At 41.7% G+C, this 17,583-nt stretch carries 18 protein-coding genes; 5 read left to right on the plus strand and 13 right to left on the minus strand.

Going from position 1 to position 17,583, the window contains the following annotated elements; all coding sequences use genetic code 11:
- Positions 1-91: 91 nt before the first annotated feature.
- Together AOG27_RS19290 and AOG27_RS19295 are read right to left on the minus strand one after the other, a co-directional pair.
- Positions 92-391, minus strand: coding sequence for an AzlD domain-containing protein (locus AOG27_RS19290; RefSeq protein ID WP_054554625.1), 300 nt, complete (start codon positions 389-391; stop codon positions 92-94).
- Entirely contained in the window at positions 388-1,095 is a 708-nt protein-coding gene (locus AOG27_RS19295) for an AzlC family ABC transporter permease (protein ID WP_054554684.1), read from the minus strand. Before AOG27_RS19295 ends, AOG27_RS19290 begins: the two co-directional genes overlap by 4 nt.
- Positions 1,096-1,232: 137 nt before the next feature.
- Here AOG27_RS19295 and AOG27_RS19300 point away from each other — a divergent pair, with 137 nt between their 5' ends.
- The gene (locus AOG27_RS19300) at positions 1,233-1,883 is read left to right on the plus strand and encodes a cytochrome b/b6 domain-containing protein (RefSeq protein WP_054554626.1); all 651 of its coding nucleotides are present in this window, start codon (positions 1,233-1,235) and stop codon (positions 1,881-1,883) included.
- A gap of 221 nt (positions 1,884-2,104) precedes the next feature.
- On the opposite strand, the gene AOG27_RS19305 is transcribed toward AOG27_RS19300, so the two are convergent.
- Both AOG27_RS19305 and AOG27_RS19310 read right to left on the minus strand, forming a co-directional pair.
- Positions 2,105-2,557: a c-type cytochrome gene (locus AOG27_RS19305; RefSeq protein ID WP_054554627.1), complete on the minus strand. Its 453-nt coding sequence runs from the start codon at positions 2,555-2,557 to the stop codon at positions 2,105-2,107.
- A gap of 103 nt (positions 2,558-2,660) precedes the next feature.
- Positions 2,661-3,131 (minus strand): DUF2721 domain-containing protein, encoded by a 471-nt coding sequence (locus tag AOG27_RS19310; protein ID WP_054554628.1) that lies wholly within the window; start codon positions 3,129-3,131, stop codon positions 2,661-2,663.
- 226 nt (positions 3,132-3,357) lie between these two features.
- Here AOG27_RS19310 and AOG27_RS19315 point away from each other — a divergent pair, with 226 nt between their 5' ends.
- Complete coding sequence (locus AOG27_RS19315) at positions 3,358-7,062, plus strand: S8 family serine peptidase (protein ID WP_054554629.1); 3,705 nt, start codon at positions 3,358-3,360, stop codon at positions 7,060-7,062.
- Between the two features lie 130 nt (positions 7,063-7,192).
- The gene (locus AOG27_RS19320) at positions 7,193-9,376 is read left to right on the plus strand and encodes a S9 family peptidase (protein WP_054554630.1); all 2,184 of its coding nucleotides are present in this window, start codon (positions 7,193-7,195) and stop codon (positions 9,374-9,376) included.
- A 21-nt stretch (positions 9,377-9,397) separates the two neighbouring features.
- On the opposite strand, the gene AOG27_RS19325 is transcribed toward AOG27_RS19320, so the two are convergent.
- Genes AOG27_RS19325 through AOG27_RS19340 form a run of 4 tightly spaced genes read right to left on the minus strand, consistent with a single transcriptional unit; the run spans position 9,398 to position 13,072 of the window.
- On the minus strand, positions 9,398-10,873 hold the full coding sequence (locus AOG27_RS19325) for a sensor histidine kinase (RefSeq protein ID WP_054554631.1): 1,476 nt from the start codon (positions 10,871-10,873) through the stop codon (positions 9,398-9,400).
- Positions 10,873-11,598: a response regulator transcription factor gene (locus tag AOG27_RS19330; protein WP_054554632.1), complete on the minus strand. Its 726-nt coding sequence runs from the start codon at positions 11,596-11,598 to the stop codon at positions 10,873-10,875. Before AOG27_RS19330 ends, AOG27_RS19325 begins: the two co-directional genes overlap by 1 nt.
- Positions 11,599-11,656: 58 nt before the next feature.
- Positions 11,657-12,361, minus strand: a complete 705-nt coding sequence (locus AOG27_RS19335; protein ID WP_054554633.1) for a spondin domain-containing protein — start codon at positions 12,359-12,361, stop codon at positions 11,657-11,659.
- Between the two features lie 9 nt (positions 12,362-12,370).
- Positions 12,371-13,072: a spondin domain-containing protein gene (locus AOG27_RS19340; RefSeq protein WP_054554634.1), complete on the minus strand. Its 702-nt coding sequence runs from the start codon at positions 13,070-13,072 to the stop codon at positions 12,371-12,373.
- A 205-nt stretch (positions 13,073-13,277) separates the two neighbouring features.
- Between AOG27_RS19340 and AOG27_RS19345 the strand changes: the two genes are divergently transcribed.
- Together AOG27_RS19345 and AOG27_RS19350 are read left to right on the plus strand one after the other, a co-directional pair.
- Positions 13,278-13,649, plus strand: a complete 372-nt coding sequence (locus tag AOG27_RS19345; protein ID WP_054554635.1) for a DUF4870 domain-containing protein — start codon at positions 13,278-13,280, stop codon at positions 13,647-13,649.
- Positions 13,650-13,706: 57 nt separating this feature from the next.
- On the plus strand, positions 13,707-14,141 hold the full coding sequence (locus AOG27_RS19350; RefSeq protein WP_054554636.1) for a YqaA family protein: 435 nt from the start codon (positions 13,707-13,709) through the stop codon (positions 14,139-14,141).
- On the opposite strand, the gene folX is transcribed toward AOG27_RS19350, so the two are convergent.
- From folX to AOG27_RS19375, 5 genes are all read right to left on the minus strand, one after another.
- Positions 14,138-14,497, minus strand: coding sequence for a dihydroneopterin triphosphate 2'-epimerase (folX, locus tag AOG27_RS19355; RefSeq protein WP_054554637.1), 360 nt, complete (start codon positions 14,495-14,497; stop codon positions 14,138-14,140). The two genes, AOG27_RS19350 and folX, sit on opposite strands and share 4 nt — an antisense overlap.
- Positions 14,498-14,499: 2 nt before the next feature.
- Complete coding sequence (folE, locus tag AOG27_RS19360) at positions 14,500-15,054, minus strand: GTP cyclohydrolase I FolE (protein WP_054554638.1); 555 nt, start codon at positions 15,052-15,054, stop codon at positions 14,500-14,502.
- A gap of 18 nt (positions 15,055-15,072) precedes the next feature.
- Positions 15,073-15,792, minus strand: a complete 720-nt coding sequence (gene folM / locus AOG27_RS19365) for a dihydromonapterin reductase (RefSeq protein ID WP_054554639.1) — start codon at positions 15,790-15,792, stop codon at positions 15,073-15,075.
- 246 nt (positions 15,793-16,038) lie between these two features.
- The gene (nadE, locus tag AOG27_RS19370; protein ID WP_054554640.1) at positions 16,039-16,875 is read right to left on the minus strand and encodes an ammonia-dependent NAD(+) synthetase; all 837 of its coding nucleotides are present in this window, start codon (positions 16,873-16,875) and stop codon (positions 16,039-16,041) included.
- A gap of 67 nt (positions 16,876-16,942) precedes the next feature.
- Positions 16,943-17,569 carry a YceH family protein gene (locus AOG27_RS19375; RefSeq protein WP_054554641.1) on the minus strand — a complete coding sequence of 209 codons (627 nt, stop codon included), beginning with the start codon at positions 17,567-17,569 and terminating at the stop codon, positions 16,943-16,945.
- Positions 17,570-17,583: the final 14 nt, after the last annotated feature.

The raw sequence follows: 17,583 nt of genomic DNA on the forward strand, positions 1-17,583 counted from the left end.
TATTGTTGCATTGATTCTAACTTGCTTGGCATTTTTCTAAAAGGGTAAATTTTAATCAGCGGCTTTTCTTACTTGGGGATAAGCATCGCAGCTAACTTAAAATTATAAATAATCCCATTCCTGCCAGTGTTGTGTAGTATATGTTATGTGTTTTATAGGCCACGATAACAGACACAACAGCAGCACTTAGGTAAGGATTTTGCCAATCTAGATTTATCCCTTCGTCATTAATAAACACAATGGGCACCCAAATTGCGGTGAGTACGGCAGGGGCGCTAAAACTTAAAAATTGCTGCATTTTCGGGCCAACTTTAAATGGTAATGCGCGGTGTAAAAATAAGTAACGTGTGAAGAAGGTGATACACGCCATTAATAAAATGGTGACCATCATTGTGTATGCTCCTCTTTTGCTTGCCAGCGACTAATTAGATAACCCACTGTCATAGCGATAAGAGCCGCGGTGACAAGCCAAAGTTGAAAGCCCTGACTTTTTAATAGCGTTGCAACAACGCCTGCGGTGATCACAGTAGCCAGTGTTGCAAAGTTCTTTACACCCGGAATAACTAAAGCAATAAACGTGGCAGCGATGGCAAAATCAAGACCTAGGTGTGTTAAATCGGGAAGGAGGCTTCCTGCGACAATACCTAGCAAGGTCCAGATATTCCATGCAATATAAAAACTAAAACCGGCACTGAGTGCATAAATAAGGCGTACTTTCGTTCGGTACGCTTTGCGATGGTGCGAAAAAGCAAATAATTCATCGGTTAGTACAAAACTCACTGGCAGTCGCCAACGAAAGGGTTGATCTATGACTTTGTGGCGAATAGCTAAACCATATAAAAAGTGCCGTGAGCTAATAATGAGTGTGGTAAATAAAATAGTTAAAAGCGGCGTATTGCCTGCCATTAATTCAATCGCAACGAGCTGTGCTGAACCTGCAAATACCAACAACGACATAGCTTGTGTTTCTAGGGCACTGAAGCCATTTTGAACAGCTAACGAGCCACATAAAATTCCCCAAGGTAACACCGCAAGGCATAAGGGGAGCATGTCGAAAAATCCTTTTAGCAAGGCTCTTATTGTTGATTTATGCATCTTATCGCTCATGTTTGTTGTTATGGCTCAGATCAAAACAGCTGAAATAGAGGTGTGTCAAAATAACTGAAGTTTGCAATAATGTATAGCCGAGCCTGTTGCTGAAATCATTAGCATCTTTTAAAGGGAAAGTTACAATGTCAAAAGTTAAAGTATGGGATGGCTTTATAAGAAGCTTCCATTGGTTATTAGTTGCCGCCATCGCAACACTCTATTTTAGTGCTGAAGAAGGTATGTTGGAGCTGCATTTTACTGCAGGCTACTTCACTCTAGCGCTTATTATTACACGTCTTGTTTGGGGCATTATTGGTAGTAAAACGGCAAAGCTCTCTGCACTTATTCACTCTCCTGTTGCTGCAATTAAGTCATTTACAAGCAATGAACATAAAGCGGGTCATGGCGCAGCGGGTAGTTATATGGTGATAGCCTTTTTTGCGCTACTCATCGTACAGTTAACCTCTGGCTTAATGACCAGTGACGATATTTTAACGGATGGCCCGCTGGTGGCGCATGTATCCTCAGATACCGTAGAGTTTGCCGGTTGGCTCCATCATTTAAACTTTGACATCTTGTTGTATGCCATTGTGTTGCATGTATTAGCGATTGTGATTTACCGCATTAAGGGAAAAAACTTAGTGAAACCTATGCTAACGGGTAATAGTGAGCAAGTTGCGGTTACTGAGCCTGTTACTAAATCACCGTTGATAGCTTTTGTTATTTTTGCAGTGTGCTTAGTGGTGCTATTTACGACTTGGGGTGCTGAGCCGCTCAGCTATTTGCTTGGCTAGGTAATCTAATACCAATCCGCAATAATACTTAATCATTTTGAGGGATAAAACCTGTCGCTACCTGCGTTAAAAATTTCTGATTTAGAACAAACTAAATAACGAAATTTTTGCCTTGCTATCAACGAGGTTCTATTGCCTCAAAATAGACCACTTAATTAAGCGAATTGGTATAAGACATTAAAAAAGGCGCTAATAAGCGCCTTTTTAGTTTAAATTTTTAACTAGTCTTTGAAAGACTTATGGCAATCTTTACAGCCTTTAGCCCATGCGCCAAATGCTTTACCAATTACTTTTTTATCGCCACTTTGCGCTGCAACTGCTAGCTCATCAGCATATTGTTGGAAAGCAACTGCTTTTTTCATAAAGGTTTCGTTGTCGCTCCATACAGCTGCAAGCGCAGATGTATCACCTTTATCAGAACCCGCTACGAAAGCTTCCCAAGGCATTTTAGATAATGCCGCTGCATTGTTAGCACGCTTTTGAAAACGTTCTGCATCAAAAGGTACTTTCCCTTTTAGCATATCGCCCATGTCACCAATTTGTACGCGGATCATTGAAAATGCTGCCTGACGATACTCGATTGCATCGCTTGGCTCTTCAAATACAGAATTTGCTGAAGCGCCTAGTGCCATTGTTGAAAGCATTGCACCCACTACTAATTGTTTTAATTTCATTCCTTTTGCCCCTTAAGATGTCATAAAAGTAAACTAACTGAGTTTTATCTTAGCTCAATATAATATTCAAGTGTATTGCGGTTAATCTTAACTTAAGTTTAATTTAATCATTTATATCAATATCAGCGAAGATCATGCCGCGGCGCATGCTTCTTGTTGCTAAGAAAACCTCGCATAGTAAAGATAAAAATCCACATATCAGCAGCGCCATAGCGGCCACAAAGCAGCTAGCAATTGTCACGCTCAAGTTGATAGATTGAATATGCGATAAAAATAGACACATAACCACAGCACATACTAATAAAGCACTGAGTACACTTAGACTAAATGCAATATGGATGCAGCGAGAGCGTTTCAACAGTGCCCTTAGCTCCGTTGTTAATGACTTATTGAAGTCTTCATCGGTACTGACTTTAAGCTTGCGTTCTAACTGCCGCGCTCGATCGGTAATACGCGCCAAGCGGTTGGAAAGCACGCCTAATGTTGCTGCAATACCGGTAATTAAAAAGACGGGTGCAACAGCCGTTTGAATTACTTTTGCCATGGTAAGAATGTTGATAACTTCTGAATTCATCAGTCTCTCCGCTCATTGTTATATTTTATTTACAGTGGTTTACAATTTAAGTTTGACATTTAACCCATTTAAATCAGTCTGTTACAGTTTCTTTTCGGCAGAGGGATCACTTTGTTGTAACCAAGCTGTTGCTAGTTTGTGTTTTTGAGCTTTATAGTCGTCGAACAATTCTAATATCATTGAATTGAGTAAATACAATAATATAAAACTCATCCGAGGGAAAATGATGTCTCCAAGTAAAATGAAGCGAACCGCTCTATCATCGGCTATTGGGTTAGCAATGATGTCTTATGGTGTTACAGCAGCAACACTTGATCTTAACAAGGGCTATGTTCCTGAAATATCTAATGTAAAAAGTTACTCTCAAGATAAAACAATTAACAATAAAACTCGCTATATTATTCAACTCGAGGATGAACCTCTTGCAACTTATAAAGGCGGAATCATCGGCCTACAGGCTACCTCTGCAGAGGTAACTGGGGAGAGTAAGCTAAATCTTTCTTCAAACCAAGCGTTAAAGTACAGCAGTTACTTAAAAGCTAAGCAAAAGAGCGTAGCTCGTGACGCTGTATCTATAAGTGGTGGAGCTGTTTCTCATACGTTTAGCACTTTATTCAATGGTGTTGTTATTGAGGGCGCTGAAGGTCAAAGAGAAGCTCTGGCTAGACTACCAGGCGTTAAAAAAGTATTCCTAGACACTGAATATCATACAGTAATGGACGCATCAATTGATGTAATCAAAGGTGTTGAAGCGTGGCAAGCATTAGGTGGTCAATCTGAAGCTGGTAAAGGTGTTAAGGTTGCGATTATTGACTCAGGTATTCGCCCTGAAAATCCTATGTTTTCAGATGTAGGTTTTACGGCTCCAGAGTTCAGTGAAGAAGAAGCTGCTTACTTAGCAACAAATCCTGATTATTGTCGAATGGATGGTGGTGAAGCTGACTTTTGTAATAACAAGTTAATTGTTGCACGTGCTTTTGGTCCAACTCCTTCTAGTGTTCATCCAGATGAGTATATTGGCTCTCCTTTAGGTTATGATGGTCACGGGACGCACGTAGCTGGTACTGCGGTTGGTAACCCAATGGAAATCACCTACCAGGGTAACAATGTGTCTATTTCTGGTGTAGCTCCTGCAGCTCAACTGATGGCATATAAAGCACTATGGCATACAGCTGATGGTCGCGGCAGTGGTACTACAACCGCGCTTATGTCTGCATTAGAAGCCGCAATTAAAGACGGCGCAGATGTTATTAATAACTCATGGGGTGGTGGTGCAGGAGCAAACCCTGCATCAAGTGCTTACAGCGACTTATTTACAGCAGCAGAAGAAGCAGGTGTTGTTGTTGTTACTGCAGCAGGTAATGATGGTAATGGACCACAAACAATTGGCTGTCCAGGATGTATCGAGTCTGGTTTAACAGTTGCAAATACCCAAACAGGCCGATTTTTTTCGCAGCAAATTGAGGTTGATGGCGAAAGCTATTTAAGTATTGAGGGTAGTAATGGCCTATTAAAAGAAACGCTTTCTTTACCGGTTATCTCTGCACAAGTTATCGCACCAGATAACTTTGAGGGTTGCGAAGAGTTTGCGGAAGGAATTAGTTTTGCTGATTCTGTTGCGTTAATCTCTCGTGGTGCTTGTGCTTTTAGTGTTAAAGCTGAAAATGCAGCTAAAGCAGGTGCTTCTGCAGTGATTATTCACAATAATGCTGCTGGTGGTGCGATGGGGATGTCTATGGATGATGCTCCAATCCCAGCTTCAGCTATTAGCCAAGAAGATGGTTTAAGCTTAGTTGAGTTATTGAAAGAAGCAGAAGAGCCTGTTATCGCGACTCTTGATCCAAGTGTGCAAAGAACTATCGTAGCTAAGTTCACTGATGCAGTTAATTCTTCGAGTTCACGAGGACCAAACGGTGAACCAAGCTTCCTAAAACCTGATATTGCTGCTCCAGGTACAGACATCCTGTCTGCATACTCTCCAGATGAGGGAAATGGATTAACATTCACGGCAATCTCTGGTACTAGTATGGCTAGCCCTCATGTTGCGGGTGCAGCTGCACTTATTAAGCAAGCACACCCAGAATGGGATGCTGTACAGATCAAAACCGCTTTAATGAGTACATCGAAGATGGATGGACTTCATAAAGAAGATCTTGTCACTAAAGCAGATGCTTTTGATGTTGGTGCTGGTCGCCTAGATGTACCTAGTGCATTAAATGCGTCGCTTACATTTAGTCACGGTTCTTATGCTGATCCTAGCTGTCTAAGCGTATGTAGCTTCAAAAATACTGTGCAAAATATGAGTGACACCTCGGGAGAGTGGACAGCTAAAGTAGTTACAGACATGGATGGTGCAGAAATCTCTATATCGCCTAGCACTATCACTCTAGAAGCGAATGGTTCTGTGACGACTGGAGAAGATAATACTGAGACACGCACCGATATTGCAGAGTTTAATTTAGATATTGACTCAACATACAATAGTGTTAAAGGTTGGAATTTTGGTCATGTTGTATGGACGCACTCTGAAACAGGTCAGGTAGCTCACCTTCCATTTGCTATATACGATAATGAAGAAACAAATGCGAGTTTCTTCACCGCTAATGTTGATGCTGATTCTTTAAACTCATCAACACCTGCGAAAGTAGGCGTTAAATTTGCTAATTCTGGCTTTGAAAACGAATTAACCGTTAATGTTAAGCTTGATGAAAATGCAGAGCTACTTAAAGGCACTTCACCTTTAGTGGAAGTTGCACGTGGAGCCGGTGAAGTAACTGTTAGTGAAGATAATAAAGAACTAACATGGACTGGTAAGTTAGACCCTAAAGTTATGACTCTTTCTGATGATAACTTGTTAGGTACGTTCTCTTTAGCAGAAGCTGGAGCAACAGCTGTTGCGTGCCCAAATGGTTGTGATGAATTTACGGTAACCGTTGATGCTGACTTTATCTATGATGGAAAAGAATATTCAGCATTTACAGTTTCTGATAATGGTTTCGTTGCTGTTGGTAGTGATGTGAACGTCAGTGGTGCGTGGTCTCCGCGTGCATTCCCTAATACTCGTACGCCAAATGGTGTTATTGCACCTTTATGGGCCGATTATGACTTAGCGGGTGGTGCAACTGGCGGTGGTGAGCTGTATATAGCAACACTTGAAAGTGGTCACATTGTTATTGAGTGGCATGATGTTGAAGAATACGCTAGCACTTCAGGTGATAAGTACACTTTCCAAGTTATTTTGAAAGAAGGTACGGATGAAGTACGTATTAATTACATAGATGTTCCAGCGTTACCTTCTGCTTATTCGGCTGGCGCTGAATCTGCTGATGGTGGTGTCGGTGTTGCACTAAGTACAGTTCCAACAGGGACAGCTCTTGGTCAAGGTTATATGGTTGAGCAAACCCAAGGTGGTACAGTTGAAATTCAGTATCAAGCATTTGCGAAAGACCGTAGCAACTATACTTCGGCAGATTCTGTAGTTACTGATGAAGAGCAAACTATCAATATCAATGTATTAGAAAATGATATGGGTGAATCTCGATTCACGTTTGATGGTAAGGCTGCTTCGGAATTAGATAATGCAGAGTTCCTTGTCCACAAAGGTGTGAAAGTTAAGGGTAGCCTTGAGTCTTCAACAGTTAAAGTTGTTTCTGCACCAAGCAACGGTACAGCAACAGTGAAAGAAGATGGTACCATAGACTATAAACCTAATGCTCAGTTCGCAGGTGAAGATAGCTTTACTTATACTGTACGTGAGAGCTCAGGTATGGAATCAGAAGAAACAAGTGTTTCTATTGTTGTAAATGATACAATTGCTGATCCAGCTCCTGTCGTTGAAGAACCGAAGAAAAAATCTTCTTCAGGTTCACTAGCGTGGTTAACATTACTTGCTGCACCGTTCGCATTCATGCGTCGTCGTAAGCAAAAGTAATTATTTGAAAAATAAGTGATAAAAGGGAGCTTCGGCTCCCTTTTTACATTGCTTCACAAAGGCTACTTATAAATTCACGGTTAATTACTTATATTAGGGACTTAATAATAAAAATTAATTTAGGATCCCTATGAAAGTTGGCCACTCACTTTGTCTCGCGGCACTCTCTTTAGCTATTTTAACTGCCTGTAATAAAGCTCCTGATGACTCAAATGAAAAAGATACAATAAAACAATCGGGTGCAACTGAGTCGATTCAAATAGCAGCTCCCGTTGCTAAAAAAATACCTCATGAAATGACCATTCATGGTGACACACGTATCGATAACTACTACTGGATGCGTGATGATGAGCGCAAAGATGCCGCTGTTATTGCTCATTTAAATGCTGAAAATGCGTATGTTGAAAGCAAATTGGCACATACTCAAACGCTACAAAACACCCTTTTCGAAGAGCTTAAAGGACGTATTGAAAAGGATGACGATACCGTACCGACAAAAAAAGGGGATTATTATTATTTCTCACAAACGCGTGGTGATGATGAATATCCGGTTTATGTGCGTAGCCAAGATAGTCAAGGAGAGGGTAAGCAAGTTATTTTAAATGTAAATGAGCTTGCTAAAAATCATGATTACTTTGCTGTCACCGGTTTAGCTGTGAGTCCAAATGGCAATTTACTTGCTTACGGTGAAGATACAGTTAGTCGTCGCATTTACACAATTAAAGTTAAAGATTTAACCACAGGTAAAATGCTCACAGAGAGCCTTGAAGGCACGGAAGGTGATGTCGTGTGGGCTAATGACAACAAAACCTTTTACTACATCAAAAAAGACCTACAAACGCTGTTAGGCTACCAAGTATATCGCCATACGCTAGGCACCCCGCAAGCCGACGATGAACTCGTTTACGAAGAGAAAAACACCAGTTACTACACCGGTATTTACAAGAGTAAAGACCAACAAGAAATCTATATTAGTCATGGCAGCACCAGTGCTTCGGGTGTCTCGGTTATTGATGCAAATGATGTTAAAGCAATGCCGAAACGTTTTATTGAACGTGAAGCTGGGCTTGAATATGATATTCAAAAATTAGGTGATTGGTATTACATCGTTACCAATTTAAATGCGGTTAACTTCCAACTGATGAAAGTGCACCGCGATAAGGCTCATGATAAAACCAATTGGCAAACGATTATTGCTGGTCGCGATAAGGTTAAGTTTGAGGGTATTGAGTTATTTAACAATCACTTGGTTTATGAAGAACGTGAAATGGGGCAAACCCGTATCACTATTCGTGACCTTCGCAACCAACAAGAGCAAATAGTTGCGTTTAATGATCCAACGTATATGGTTTTTAGCTATGGTAATAGTGAGTTAGATAACCCTAATTTACGTGTTTACTATTCAAGTATGACAACCCCAGGTAGTAGCTACGATATCAACCTCGAAAGTGGCGAAAAAACACTGCTTAAACAGCGTACAGTATTGGGTGATTTCAACCCGAGCAATTACACATCTGAACGCATATATGTAACTGCGCGAGATGGTGTTGATGTTCCAGTGAGCCTTGTTTATCGAAAAGATAAGTTTAAAAAAGATGGCTCTAATCCGCTTATGCAATATGGCTATGGTTCGTATGGTGCGACCATGGATCCAAGCTTTTCTAGTTCACGATTAAGCTTACTCGATCGTGGTTTTGTATTTGCAATTGCACATATCCGTGGCTCGCAGATGTTGGGTCGTCCTTGGTACGAAGACGGCAAGTTACTTCATAAACAAAACACCTTTAATGACTTTGTTGATGTGACTAAATCATTGGCTGCTCAAAAATATGCAGATAAAGATAATGTTTTTGCCATGGGTGGCAGTGCGGGTGGCTTACTAATGGGGGCTGTTGTAAATCAAGCGCCTGAACTTTATAAAGGAGTGATTGCGGCAGTGCCTTTTGTTGATGTGGTCACGACTATGCTAGATGACAGCTTACCACTAACAACAAATGAGTATGACGAGTGGGGTAACCCGAACGATAAAGTCTATTACGATTATATGCTGTCGTATTCGCCGTACGACCAAGTTAAGAAACAGGCTTACCCAAATATGTTAGTCACCACCGGCTTGCATGACTCTCAAGTTCAGTATTTTGAGCCAGCAAAATGGGTTGCTAAGCTGCGTGAATATAAAACCGATGATAACCTATTGCTTTTTAAAACTGACATGGAAGCAGGTCATGGCGGTGCTTCTGGGCGCTTTAAGAGCTTACAAGACACCGCTTTATATTACGCATTTATGCTAGATTTAGCGGGTATCGAAAAATAATAACAACACAGGCATCCGTGATTAAGCGGGTGCCTGCATTGCTAAATTAAAACGAAACTCACTGCCTTTTCCTAAGGTACTGCTGACGTTTATTTCACTATCCATTAGGGTGAGCAATTGCTTGCAAATAGCCAGTCCTAAGCCTGTTGAGCCTCGTTTTATGCTATTACGGGCCTGATAATGAGGTTCAAAAATAGCATTGAGTTCATCCTCATGAATACCAACCCCAGTATCAGATACTGCCACGTATAACTGATCACTTTGTTGGCTAACCTTGACGGCAATTTCACCGCCACTTGGGGTGTGTCGAATAGCATTCTCAATTAAGTTTGTTAGTACCCGCTCTAATTTTGCAATGTCTGCCGTCACGGTAAAGTCGCAAATTTCTGGGATAACCCTGAGTGAAATTCCTGCGGATTGTGCAGTGAGTGCAAGCTTTGCCACGCAATCATAAATCAACTCGCCTAAATTAAAGGTCTCTGATTGAATTTTTACTTGGCCGCACTCTAAATTAGCAAGCTCAAAAATTTGTTCGATCAGATGTTTTAATTGCTGGCAGTTATCCATTGCAAGGTTGAGGTAATGACGTTGCTCAGGCTCGTTTAAGTGGCTATCCGGTTTATTGATCACCTCAAGAAAGCCGTGCAGTGAAGATAGCGGCGTACGTAAATCATGTGATAAATGCGTAAGTAACTCACGGCGTTGTTTATCGGCTTGCTGTAATGACTGAAACTGCTCATCAATACGTGCGAGCATGGCATTGACGCCTTTGCTTAAATTGCCAATTTCATCATCAGAAGTGTAGCTAGAGTCCAATGACATTTTGGTTAGGCTGTAGTTAGCCGCTTCTATTTTATTAAGCTCTTTATTGAGTTTTTTGAGCGGTAAGGTGAAAAAACGAAATAACAGCAACATCGCAATAAAGAGAGCGAGTAAGGCAGCTATAAACCACATGGCAGCAAGCCAAAGGTTATCATTGGCTTTAATGTTTTTAAGGGTGGTATCGTAAGCTTGCCCGCCAATAATTACGTATAGATAGCCTTGCAGCTGTTGCTGATTATAAACTGGCGCGGTCGAAAATATTTTTACGCCATCGTTGCTACGCGGATCATCACCATAAATCGGCGTGGCAGTGGGGTTGTCAAGTAGCTGCTGTATTGGGCTTAAGTTTATTTGTTTCCTTACGACTTGCCCCGGTTTGGCTGAATAAGTCAGTAAATGACCTTCTGGGTCTACAAAATAAAACTCAAAAGCCGGACCAAGTATCATCAGCGTGTGAAATAAGTTTTCTAGTGCATCATAGTCATACACACCTTGCTGGATCAGTGGGTTATCATGCACTAAATGTTCGGCTAATTGAAGGTGCAAGTTTTGCTGAGCATGGTGTACAGAGCTTTGCTCTAGCTGCTTACTCCAATTTAAAACCAGTGCACACAACAGGCTAAAAATAAGCACCAATGACCAAGCCAATTTTTGATAAAGCGTCATTGATTTCATTAGTTTACACTCAATTGGCTAGGGTTTAATTTATAGCCTACGCCCCAGACTGTTTCGATAAAGGTTGCTGGATGATACTGCTCAAACTTACTGCGTAAACGGTTTATATGGGAATTGACCGTATGCTCGTAGCCGCTGTGTTGGTAACCCCACACTTGGTCTAGTAACTGTTGGCGGCTAAAAACATGGTTTGGGTGTTTAGCAAAATAGACTAGTAAATCGAATTCGGTGGCGGTTAAGTTAATTGCTTGGTCAGCTAAAAATGCTTGGTGGCTGGCAAATTCAATATGGAGTTCACCAAGTTGAATGACTGCTTGAGCGCTATCTTCATGATGTGATTGGGCTGCCATAAGTTGTGACCTATGCCGTAATTGTGTTTTTATTCGTGCTTGTAACTCTCTGGCGAAGAACGGCTTGCAAATGTAATCATCAGCGCCCATTTCCAGGCCAATCACTCTGTCCATATCGCTACTGAGTGCAGTTAGTAAAATAACGGCAATGCTTGGGTAGTGCTCTTTAATTTTGCGGCATAAGCTCAAGCCATCCATTTGTGGTAGATTGATATCGAGTAGCACCAAGCCGTAACTTGAGCTGGCAAGCTTCTTTATTGCAGCTTCAGCGCTCGAGGCTTCATCAATATGTAGGTTTAGGCAGTGTAATTGTGTGCTGATAAGTTGGCGTATTGCTCTATCATCTTCGACGATTAATAATTTTTCTTGGCGCATGGCTCACTCCAAATCACAGAGGCACATCCTTATGGCCTCGGTGTAAGGAGTGCGATTATTATTGCGTCCGCGTTATGGTGAACCGAGCAACCGGGTTATCAAACTTATGCTGACTGGTGAGCACTGAGTTTGTCAGGCCATCATTTTGGCTGACCACACCTGGGTGCATTGCAACACGGTCAATATCGTCGCGCATTTCGTTGTAACCTTCGCCAGAATCAGCAGGGCCGGGGATTGTCCCAGCTGCTTCAGAGTTAGCTTCGGTGCCTGCATCATAGGCAAAACTAGTGCGAGACAGTGACTCATTTACCGCTAACGAAGACACGTCTATAGCATTAAGACCGGTAAACGCGTCATTTGTATTCACCAACATGGTCGCTAAGCTGATTTTTAATTCATCAAGCTGCTCAGTACTCAGCATTAAAGTGACTTGCTCACCAGGAAGAAGTGGGCTTTCAGCTGAGCTTGAATTCATATTAAAATCAGCCGCTAATAATTCACTGTTATCTCCTCCTTCAGCCATTAATTCGAGGGCAGCTGAAGCTGGTTCACCTATTTGCCAAAGCATACCCTCAGTGTGAGCAATGGCTGCAATCGGTGACAATGGTTGGGCATTGGTTAAATTTGTAACTTGTACAGTAAATTCATAGCTCATAGCGGGCGTTACAGGATCTGTTACTTCCACCTCGTTATTATCTGAATCCCCACAGGCCGCAAGGCTGGCACTTAATGCGAGGATAATTAAGCTTTTTGAAAAGCGCATAATAACCTCCTATTTAACCGTAACTGTTAGCATCGCAACTGGGTTTAACCATCTGTGCACGGTGTTATCAAGGTCACTCATACCTGCCTCTAAATCGTCGTCACCTAAATTACCCGGGTGAATATGCACCATCATATTTGTTTCGCTGCTGGTGACGCCGCTGCCATTCATTCCTGCATTGCCACCCGGTGCGGCTGGAATACCTGGCGTTCCCGGCATGCCTGAACCCTCAACAACAAGCTCATCATTAGCTTCGGTGCCTGCATCATAGGCATTGAGATAAACAGTGTAGGTGCCAGATTCTGTTGGGATCATCCAACTATCTAAACCCACAAAGCCATCATTGGTAGGCAGCAGCATGGCTGTGAGCGATAAGTAATTATTGCCATCGCTGGTAGATAAGCTCGCCATCGTTGAACTTGCTGGCGCCAATAGGCCTTCAGCTGGGTTAGCAACCATGTCACTGTTTGCAGCTGTGGCTTCACTCATTAATGGCTCGAGATTACCACCCTCAGCCATTGTCTGTAGGGCTGTAGAAGCAGGCATAGCAACGCTAAAGAGTTTACTGTCACTGTTGTGAGCCGTAATGAGAATAGGGGTAAAGTGTAAACCTTGCGTGAGGTTAGTCAGTTTTATATCAAGCTCAGCTGCTTGGCTTGCAAGGCTAGTTACTGCGCATGCAGCGAACAAAGTTAATGGTAAAGCTTTCATGTGAGATTCCTGTTTTTGATGATTCAAAATCAGTATCGAATAGCAATATCCAAAAACCTTCACGAAGTTATCACATTTTTATCACAGCATTGATTACAGCCTTTTTTGCTGGTTGAGAGTTTTAAATTTAATCAATTTAGCTAGGGTAAAATGCTATTAAGGTTTATAGTAAAGAGACAAATAGACCCATAACAAGGAATTTAAAATGGATGATAATCAAAAAGTTGAAATAATTGTGGCAGATAAAGACCAGCGCACTTGGGCAATGTTTTGTCACTTAAGTGCCTTAGCTGGTTTACTTTTTCCGTTTGGCTCAGTGATTGGGCCTTTGATTGTTTGGCTTGTAAAAAAAGAAGAAATGCCGCTCGTTGCTGAGCATGGTCGCAAGTCATTAAACTTTCAATTAACCATGATGATTGCTTACATTGTCTGCTTTATGCTGATGTTTGTTGTCGTTGGTGTCATTTTGCTGCCATTGGTTGCGCTATTCTCATTGATTATGGTGGTAGTATCGGCGATTAAAGCCAACGATGGTAAAGAAGTTAAATATCCAATGGCAATAGAATTTATAAAGTAAACTAATTGCCATATACTAAAAGCTCAGCCATTTGCTGAGCTTTTTTATGTGATGTTTATGGCCTACTTATCGTTATTTTTCAGCGCATTTATTGCAGCTACCCTATTACCTAGCTCTTCAGAATTAGTTATGACCGCTATGATAGCCAGTGGTGACTATTTAATTTGGCTATTATGGTTAAGTGCAACCGTGGGCAATGTGCTTGGGAGCTGTGTTAATTATTGGCTGGGCACGCAAGTCATGCGATTTAAAGACCGTAAATGGTTTCCCGTTTCACAAAAGTCGATAGACAAAGCCGAACAGCAATTTAATAAGTACGGTATTTACAGTTTGCTGTTTGCTTGGCTGCCTATTGTCGGCGACCCGTTAACGGTTGTTGGCGGAATTTTTAGGGTTAAGTTTTCAATCTTTTTGTTACTCGTGACCCTAGGCAAAGGCGCACGTTATTTAGCTGTGCTTGCCTTTGCATTAGGGCTAGAAAAGTTATTTTAACTTTTTTGCCAATCAAGGGTCAGTGATACTGAATCTGCAAAGCGCAGCGCGTGCGGTTTATCAACGCGCACTTTGGCATAGTGAACACTTTGATGCTGGTGGCAAATTGCTAAAATCTCAGCAACCAATTTTTCTAACAGCAAAAAGTGGCCTTCCTCTACAAGGCTGATCACTTCTTTGGTGATAGTCTTGTAGTTTAGCGCTTTATCGACTGCATCAGTTTCACAGGCTTGATCTGCAGGGTAGTGGATTTCTAAGTTAATCACTACATCTTGTTTTTTCTCACGTTCCTCAGGATTAAAACCAATAAAGGTTCGTAGCCTGAGGTTAGTGACATTAATAATTGCGTTGGCCATCATTACCCTCTAACTAGTTGTAAAAACTCGTTACGGGTTTTTGGATCGGCTCTGAAGTTACCTAACATAACTGATGTACGCATGCTTGAATTTTGTTTTTCAACGCCGCGCATCATCATACACATGTGTTTTGCTTCAACGATTACGCCAACACCTTTCGCACCAGTTACTTCTTCAACCGCTTTAGCAATTTGATGAGTTAATTGTTCTTGAATTTGAAAACGACGCGCATACATATCAACAATTCGCGCAAACTTCGATAAACCAAGTACTTTGCCGTTAGGAATATAAGCAATATGACAGCGGCCAACAAACGGTAATAAGTGATGTTCGCACATAGAGTAAAGCTCAATGTCTTGGATTAAAACCATATCATCGGCGTCTGAAGTGAATACCGCATTGTTGGTGATCTCGTCTAATGTTTGACGATAACCTTTAGTCAGATACTCCATCGCTTTTGCTGCGCGTTTTGGTGTGTCGAGTAATCCTTCACGAGCAGGATCTTCACCTACTGCGGTAATTATTTGTTGGTAACTGTTTTTTAAATCATCGTGCATAGCTTTCTCAGTAATTCGTTATTTTAAATGTCTGCCACCATCAACAGGCATAGAACGACCTGTGATGTATTGGCTGCTTAGTATTAGTTCTACGCTGTTAATAATCTCGGCGCAGCCGGGCTCAATGCCCATTAGCGATTTCTTTAATGTTTTGGCTTTGTACTCGTCACTATCGTGCTCGTTAAAAATGATCAGCGAGGGAGCGATAGCATTCACTTTAATGGCCGGTGCAAATTTAGCGGCAAACGACTTTGTTAAATTATCAAGCGCCGCTTTACTTGCTGCATAAGCAAGGTGCTTAGGACTGCCTTTTTCAACAACATAGTCAGTTAAATGAATAATATCTGCGGCTTGGCCACTGTTTTGCTGATAATGCAGTAGCAAGTCAGAGGCTGCTAAATTAATTAAATAGGGCGCTTTGGCATGAATACGCATCATGTTATCAAATAGGTCAGCGTAATCGTGATTATTTGCTTCGCAATCCCAGCTAGATGCATTATGAATAATTGCCTTGAGCTGGTTGGTATGCGCTTTTAATTCTTCAATAAAGTGCCCGATAGCTTGGTCACTATTAAAATCTGCATGGATACAGATAGCGCCTTTGCCTGAAAGCACATCAATTGCTGCATGGCGGGTACGATAAGTGACTATGATTTCTTGCCCTTGCGATAATAAGTGCTCGGCCAGAGCGAGTCCAATACGTTGGCCTGCGCCGGTAATTAAGATGGGCGATGACATAAGCTAATATAAAACCTTAGATTTTTGATTTGAAATATAATGTATTTACTGTAACAACTATAAACCAAATTACAGAACTATTTCATCTTTACTGCAATCATGTTGCTAACTTTTACGTCAGGCATGATGCTCTAGATCATTTTGTGAAGCTGATAATCAGTGATTGAAGGTTCTGAATATTGCTAAGGGGTGCGGGAGGAGTAGAAAAGGGCAATTATTATTGCCCTCGCAATGTTTAAACTACCCTTAAAGCTCGTCGTAAACGGTTGGGATTGCTTGGCGTTTATGTTGAGTACGTAAGTAAATTGCTGTTAGCTTTTCTTCGACTTCATTGCTGACGTCTTTACCTTCTAAGAAGTCATCAATTTGATCGTAAGTGAGGCCTAGCGCTTCTTCGTCAGTCAGACCTGGGCGATCACACTCTAAATCGGCCGTTGGGGCTTTATTTACCAGTACTGCTGGTGCTCCCAAATGCTCAGCAAGTGCACGAACTTGACGCTTTGATAAACCAAATAACGGCGCTAAATCACATGCACCGTCACCAAACTTGGTGTAAAAACCCGTGATGTTTTCAGCACTGTGATCGGTACCAACCACTAAGCCTTGGCAGAAACCAGCAATTTCATACTGCGCAACCATGCGCTGGCGTGCCTTCACATTGCCTTTGATAAAGTCAATTTTAGCTTGCTCTGGTAATTCAGCACCACCACCAACAACCGCGGCCATTGCTTGTTCATGCATGCCATCGACAGCCGCTTTAATGTTAACCGTCATACGCTTGCTTGGCTTAATAAAATCAACAGCCATTTGTGCTTCATCTTCATCTGCTTGAACACCATAAGGTAAGCGAACTGCAATAAATTGATATTTGTTGGTGTTGAGTTCTTGGTTTAATTCATCAACCGCTAATTGGCATAAGCGGCCACAGGTTGATGAGTCAACACCGCCACTGATCCCTAATACAAGTGAGCGAGAGTGCGCAGCAGTAAGTCGGCTTTTAAGAAAGTTAACGCGACGGGTAATTTCCGCTTTTACATCAATAGTTGGTTGGACTTTCATTTCCGCCAGAATGTCGGCACGCATGGTAGAGCTCCTATTTTTCGTTGTGGTTGTCAGCGTTTTTTACATTATGTTATGGGCGCGGTTTTTATTAAAGACCTAAATGCGCTTTTATTTCGTTGACTTGCTGCTTAAGATCTTCGATTTCGCTCAGTAATTGTTGCACTTCACTGTTGTTATCCTGCATCGGCTCACTAGCAGCCATATCCTCAGTGATGCTGTCTGGGTCAACAAATAAGTGCATATAGCGGCTCTCTCGTTTGCCTGGCTCTCGTGCTAAGCGTGCAACATGTTCTTGCTCAATGAGTGCATTTAATGCGGCTTCAACTTCATTGACATTGCTAAACTCAGCGAGGCGGTTGCTGCGCGTTCTTAGTTCTCCCGGTGTTTGTGGGCCGCGTAGCAGCAGTAAACAAATAATGGCGCGTTGCTGCTCAGTAAATTGCAAACTGCCAAATTCGGTATTACAAAAGCGGTGAGCATATTTATTAACCCGCCCTGATAACCCTTCATCAAGAGTTACTAAGCGTGATGCAATAAGCTCATCGAGTGTATCTTGTACTTGCGCCTCAGTGAGAGACAGTACCGGTTCACGGTTAGATTTTTGATTACATGCATTAGTGAGGGAGTTTAAAGATAACGGATAATGTTCGGGTGTTGTACTTTGCTTTTCGAGTAAACAGCCAATAACGCGTTGTTGTATCGATGATAATTGCATGATTTTATTTCTCT

This window comes from Pseudoalteromonas lipolytica (assembly GCF_001306915.1).
GTDB classification, from domain to species: domain Bacteria; phylum Pseudomonadota; class Gammaproteobacteria; order Enterobacterales; family Alteromonadaceae; genus Pseudoalteromonas; species Pseudoalteromonas simplex.

Coding starts and splice junctions, on each gene's coding strand:
- AOG27_RS19300 (WP_054554626.1), top strand. CDS start 1,233: ATGTCAAAAGTTAAAGTATGGGATGGCTTTATAAGAAGCTTCCATTGG.
- folX (WP_054554637.1), bottom strand. CDS start 14,497: ATGGCCAACGCAATTATTAATGTCACTAACCTCAGGCTACGAACCTTT.
- AOG27_RS19335 (WP_054554633.1), bottom strand. CDS start 12,361: ATGCGCTTTTCAAAAAGCTTAATTATCCTCGCATTAAGTGCCAGCCTT.
- AOG27_RS19340 (WP_054554634.1), bottom strand. CDS start 13,072: ATGAAAGCTTTACCATTAACTTTGTTCGCTGCATGCGCAGTAACTAGC.
- AOG27_RS19345 (WP_054554635.1), top strand. CDS start 13,278: ATGGATGATAATCAAAAAGTTGAAATAATTGTGGCAGATAAAGACCAG.
- AOG27_RS19320 (WP_054554630.1), top strand. CDS start 7,193: ATGAAAGTTGGCCACTCACTTTGTCTCGCGGCACTCTCTTTAGCTATT.
- AOG27_RS19315 (WP_054554629.1), top strand. CDS start 3,358: ATGTCTCCAAGTAAAATGAAGCGAACCGCTCTATCATCGGCTATTGGG.
- AOG27_RS19330 (WP_054554632.1), bottom strand. CDS start 11,598: ATGCGCCAAGAAAAATTATTAATCGTCGAAGATGATAGAGCAATACGC.
- AOG27_RS19375 (WP_054554641.1), bottom strand. CDS start 17,569: ATGCAATTATCATCGATACAACAACGCGTTATTGGCTGTTTACTCGAA.
- AOG27_RS19310 (WP_054554628.1), bottom strand. CDS start 3,131: ATGAATTCAGAAGTTATCAACATTCTTACCATGGCAAAAGTAATTCAA.
- folE (WP_054554638.1), bottom strand. CDS start 15,054: ATGCACGATGATTTAAAAAACAGTTACCAACAAATAATTACCGCAGTA.
- AOG27_RS19290 (WP_054554625.1), bottom strand. CDS start 391: ATGATGGTCACCATTTTATTAATGGCGTGTATCACCTTCTTCACACGT.
- AOG27_RS19350 (WP_054554636.1), top strand. CDS start 13,707: ATGGCCTACTTATCGTTATTTTTCAGCGCATTTATTGCAGCTACCCTA.
- folM (WP_054554639.1), bottom strand. CDS start 15,792: ATGTCATCGCCCATCTTAATTACCGGCGCAGGCCAACGTATTGGACTC.
- AOG27_RS19305 (WP_054554627.1), bottom strand. CDS start 2,557: ATGAAATTAAAACAATTAGTAGTGGGTGCAATGCTTTCAACAATGGCA.
- AOG27_RS19295 (WP_054554684.1), bottom strand. CDS start 1,095: ATGCATAAATCAACAATAAGAGCCTTGCTAAAAGGATTTTTCGACATG.
- nadE (WP_054554640.1), bottom strand. CDS start 16,875: ATGCGTGCCGACATTCTGGCGGAAATGAAAGTCCAACCAACTATTGAT.
- AOG27_RS19325 (WP_054554631.1), bottom strand. CDS start 10,873: ATGAAATCAATGACGCTTTATCAAAAATTGGCTTGGTCATTGGTGCTT.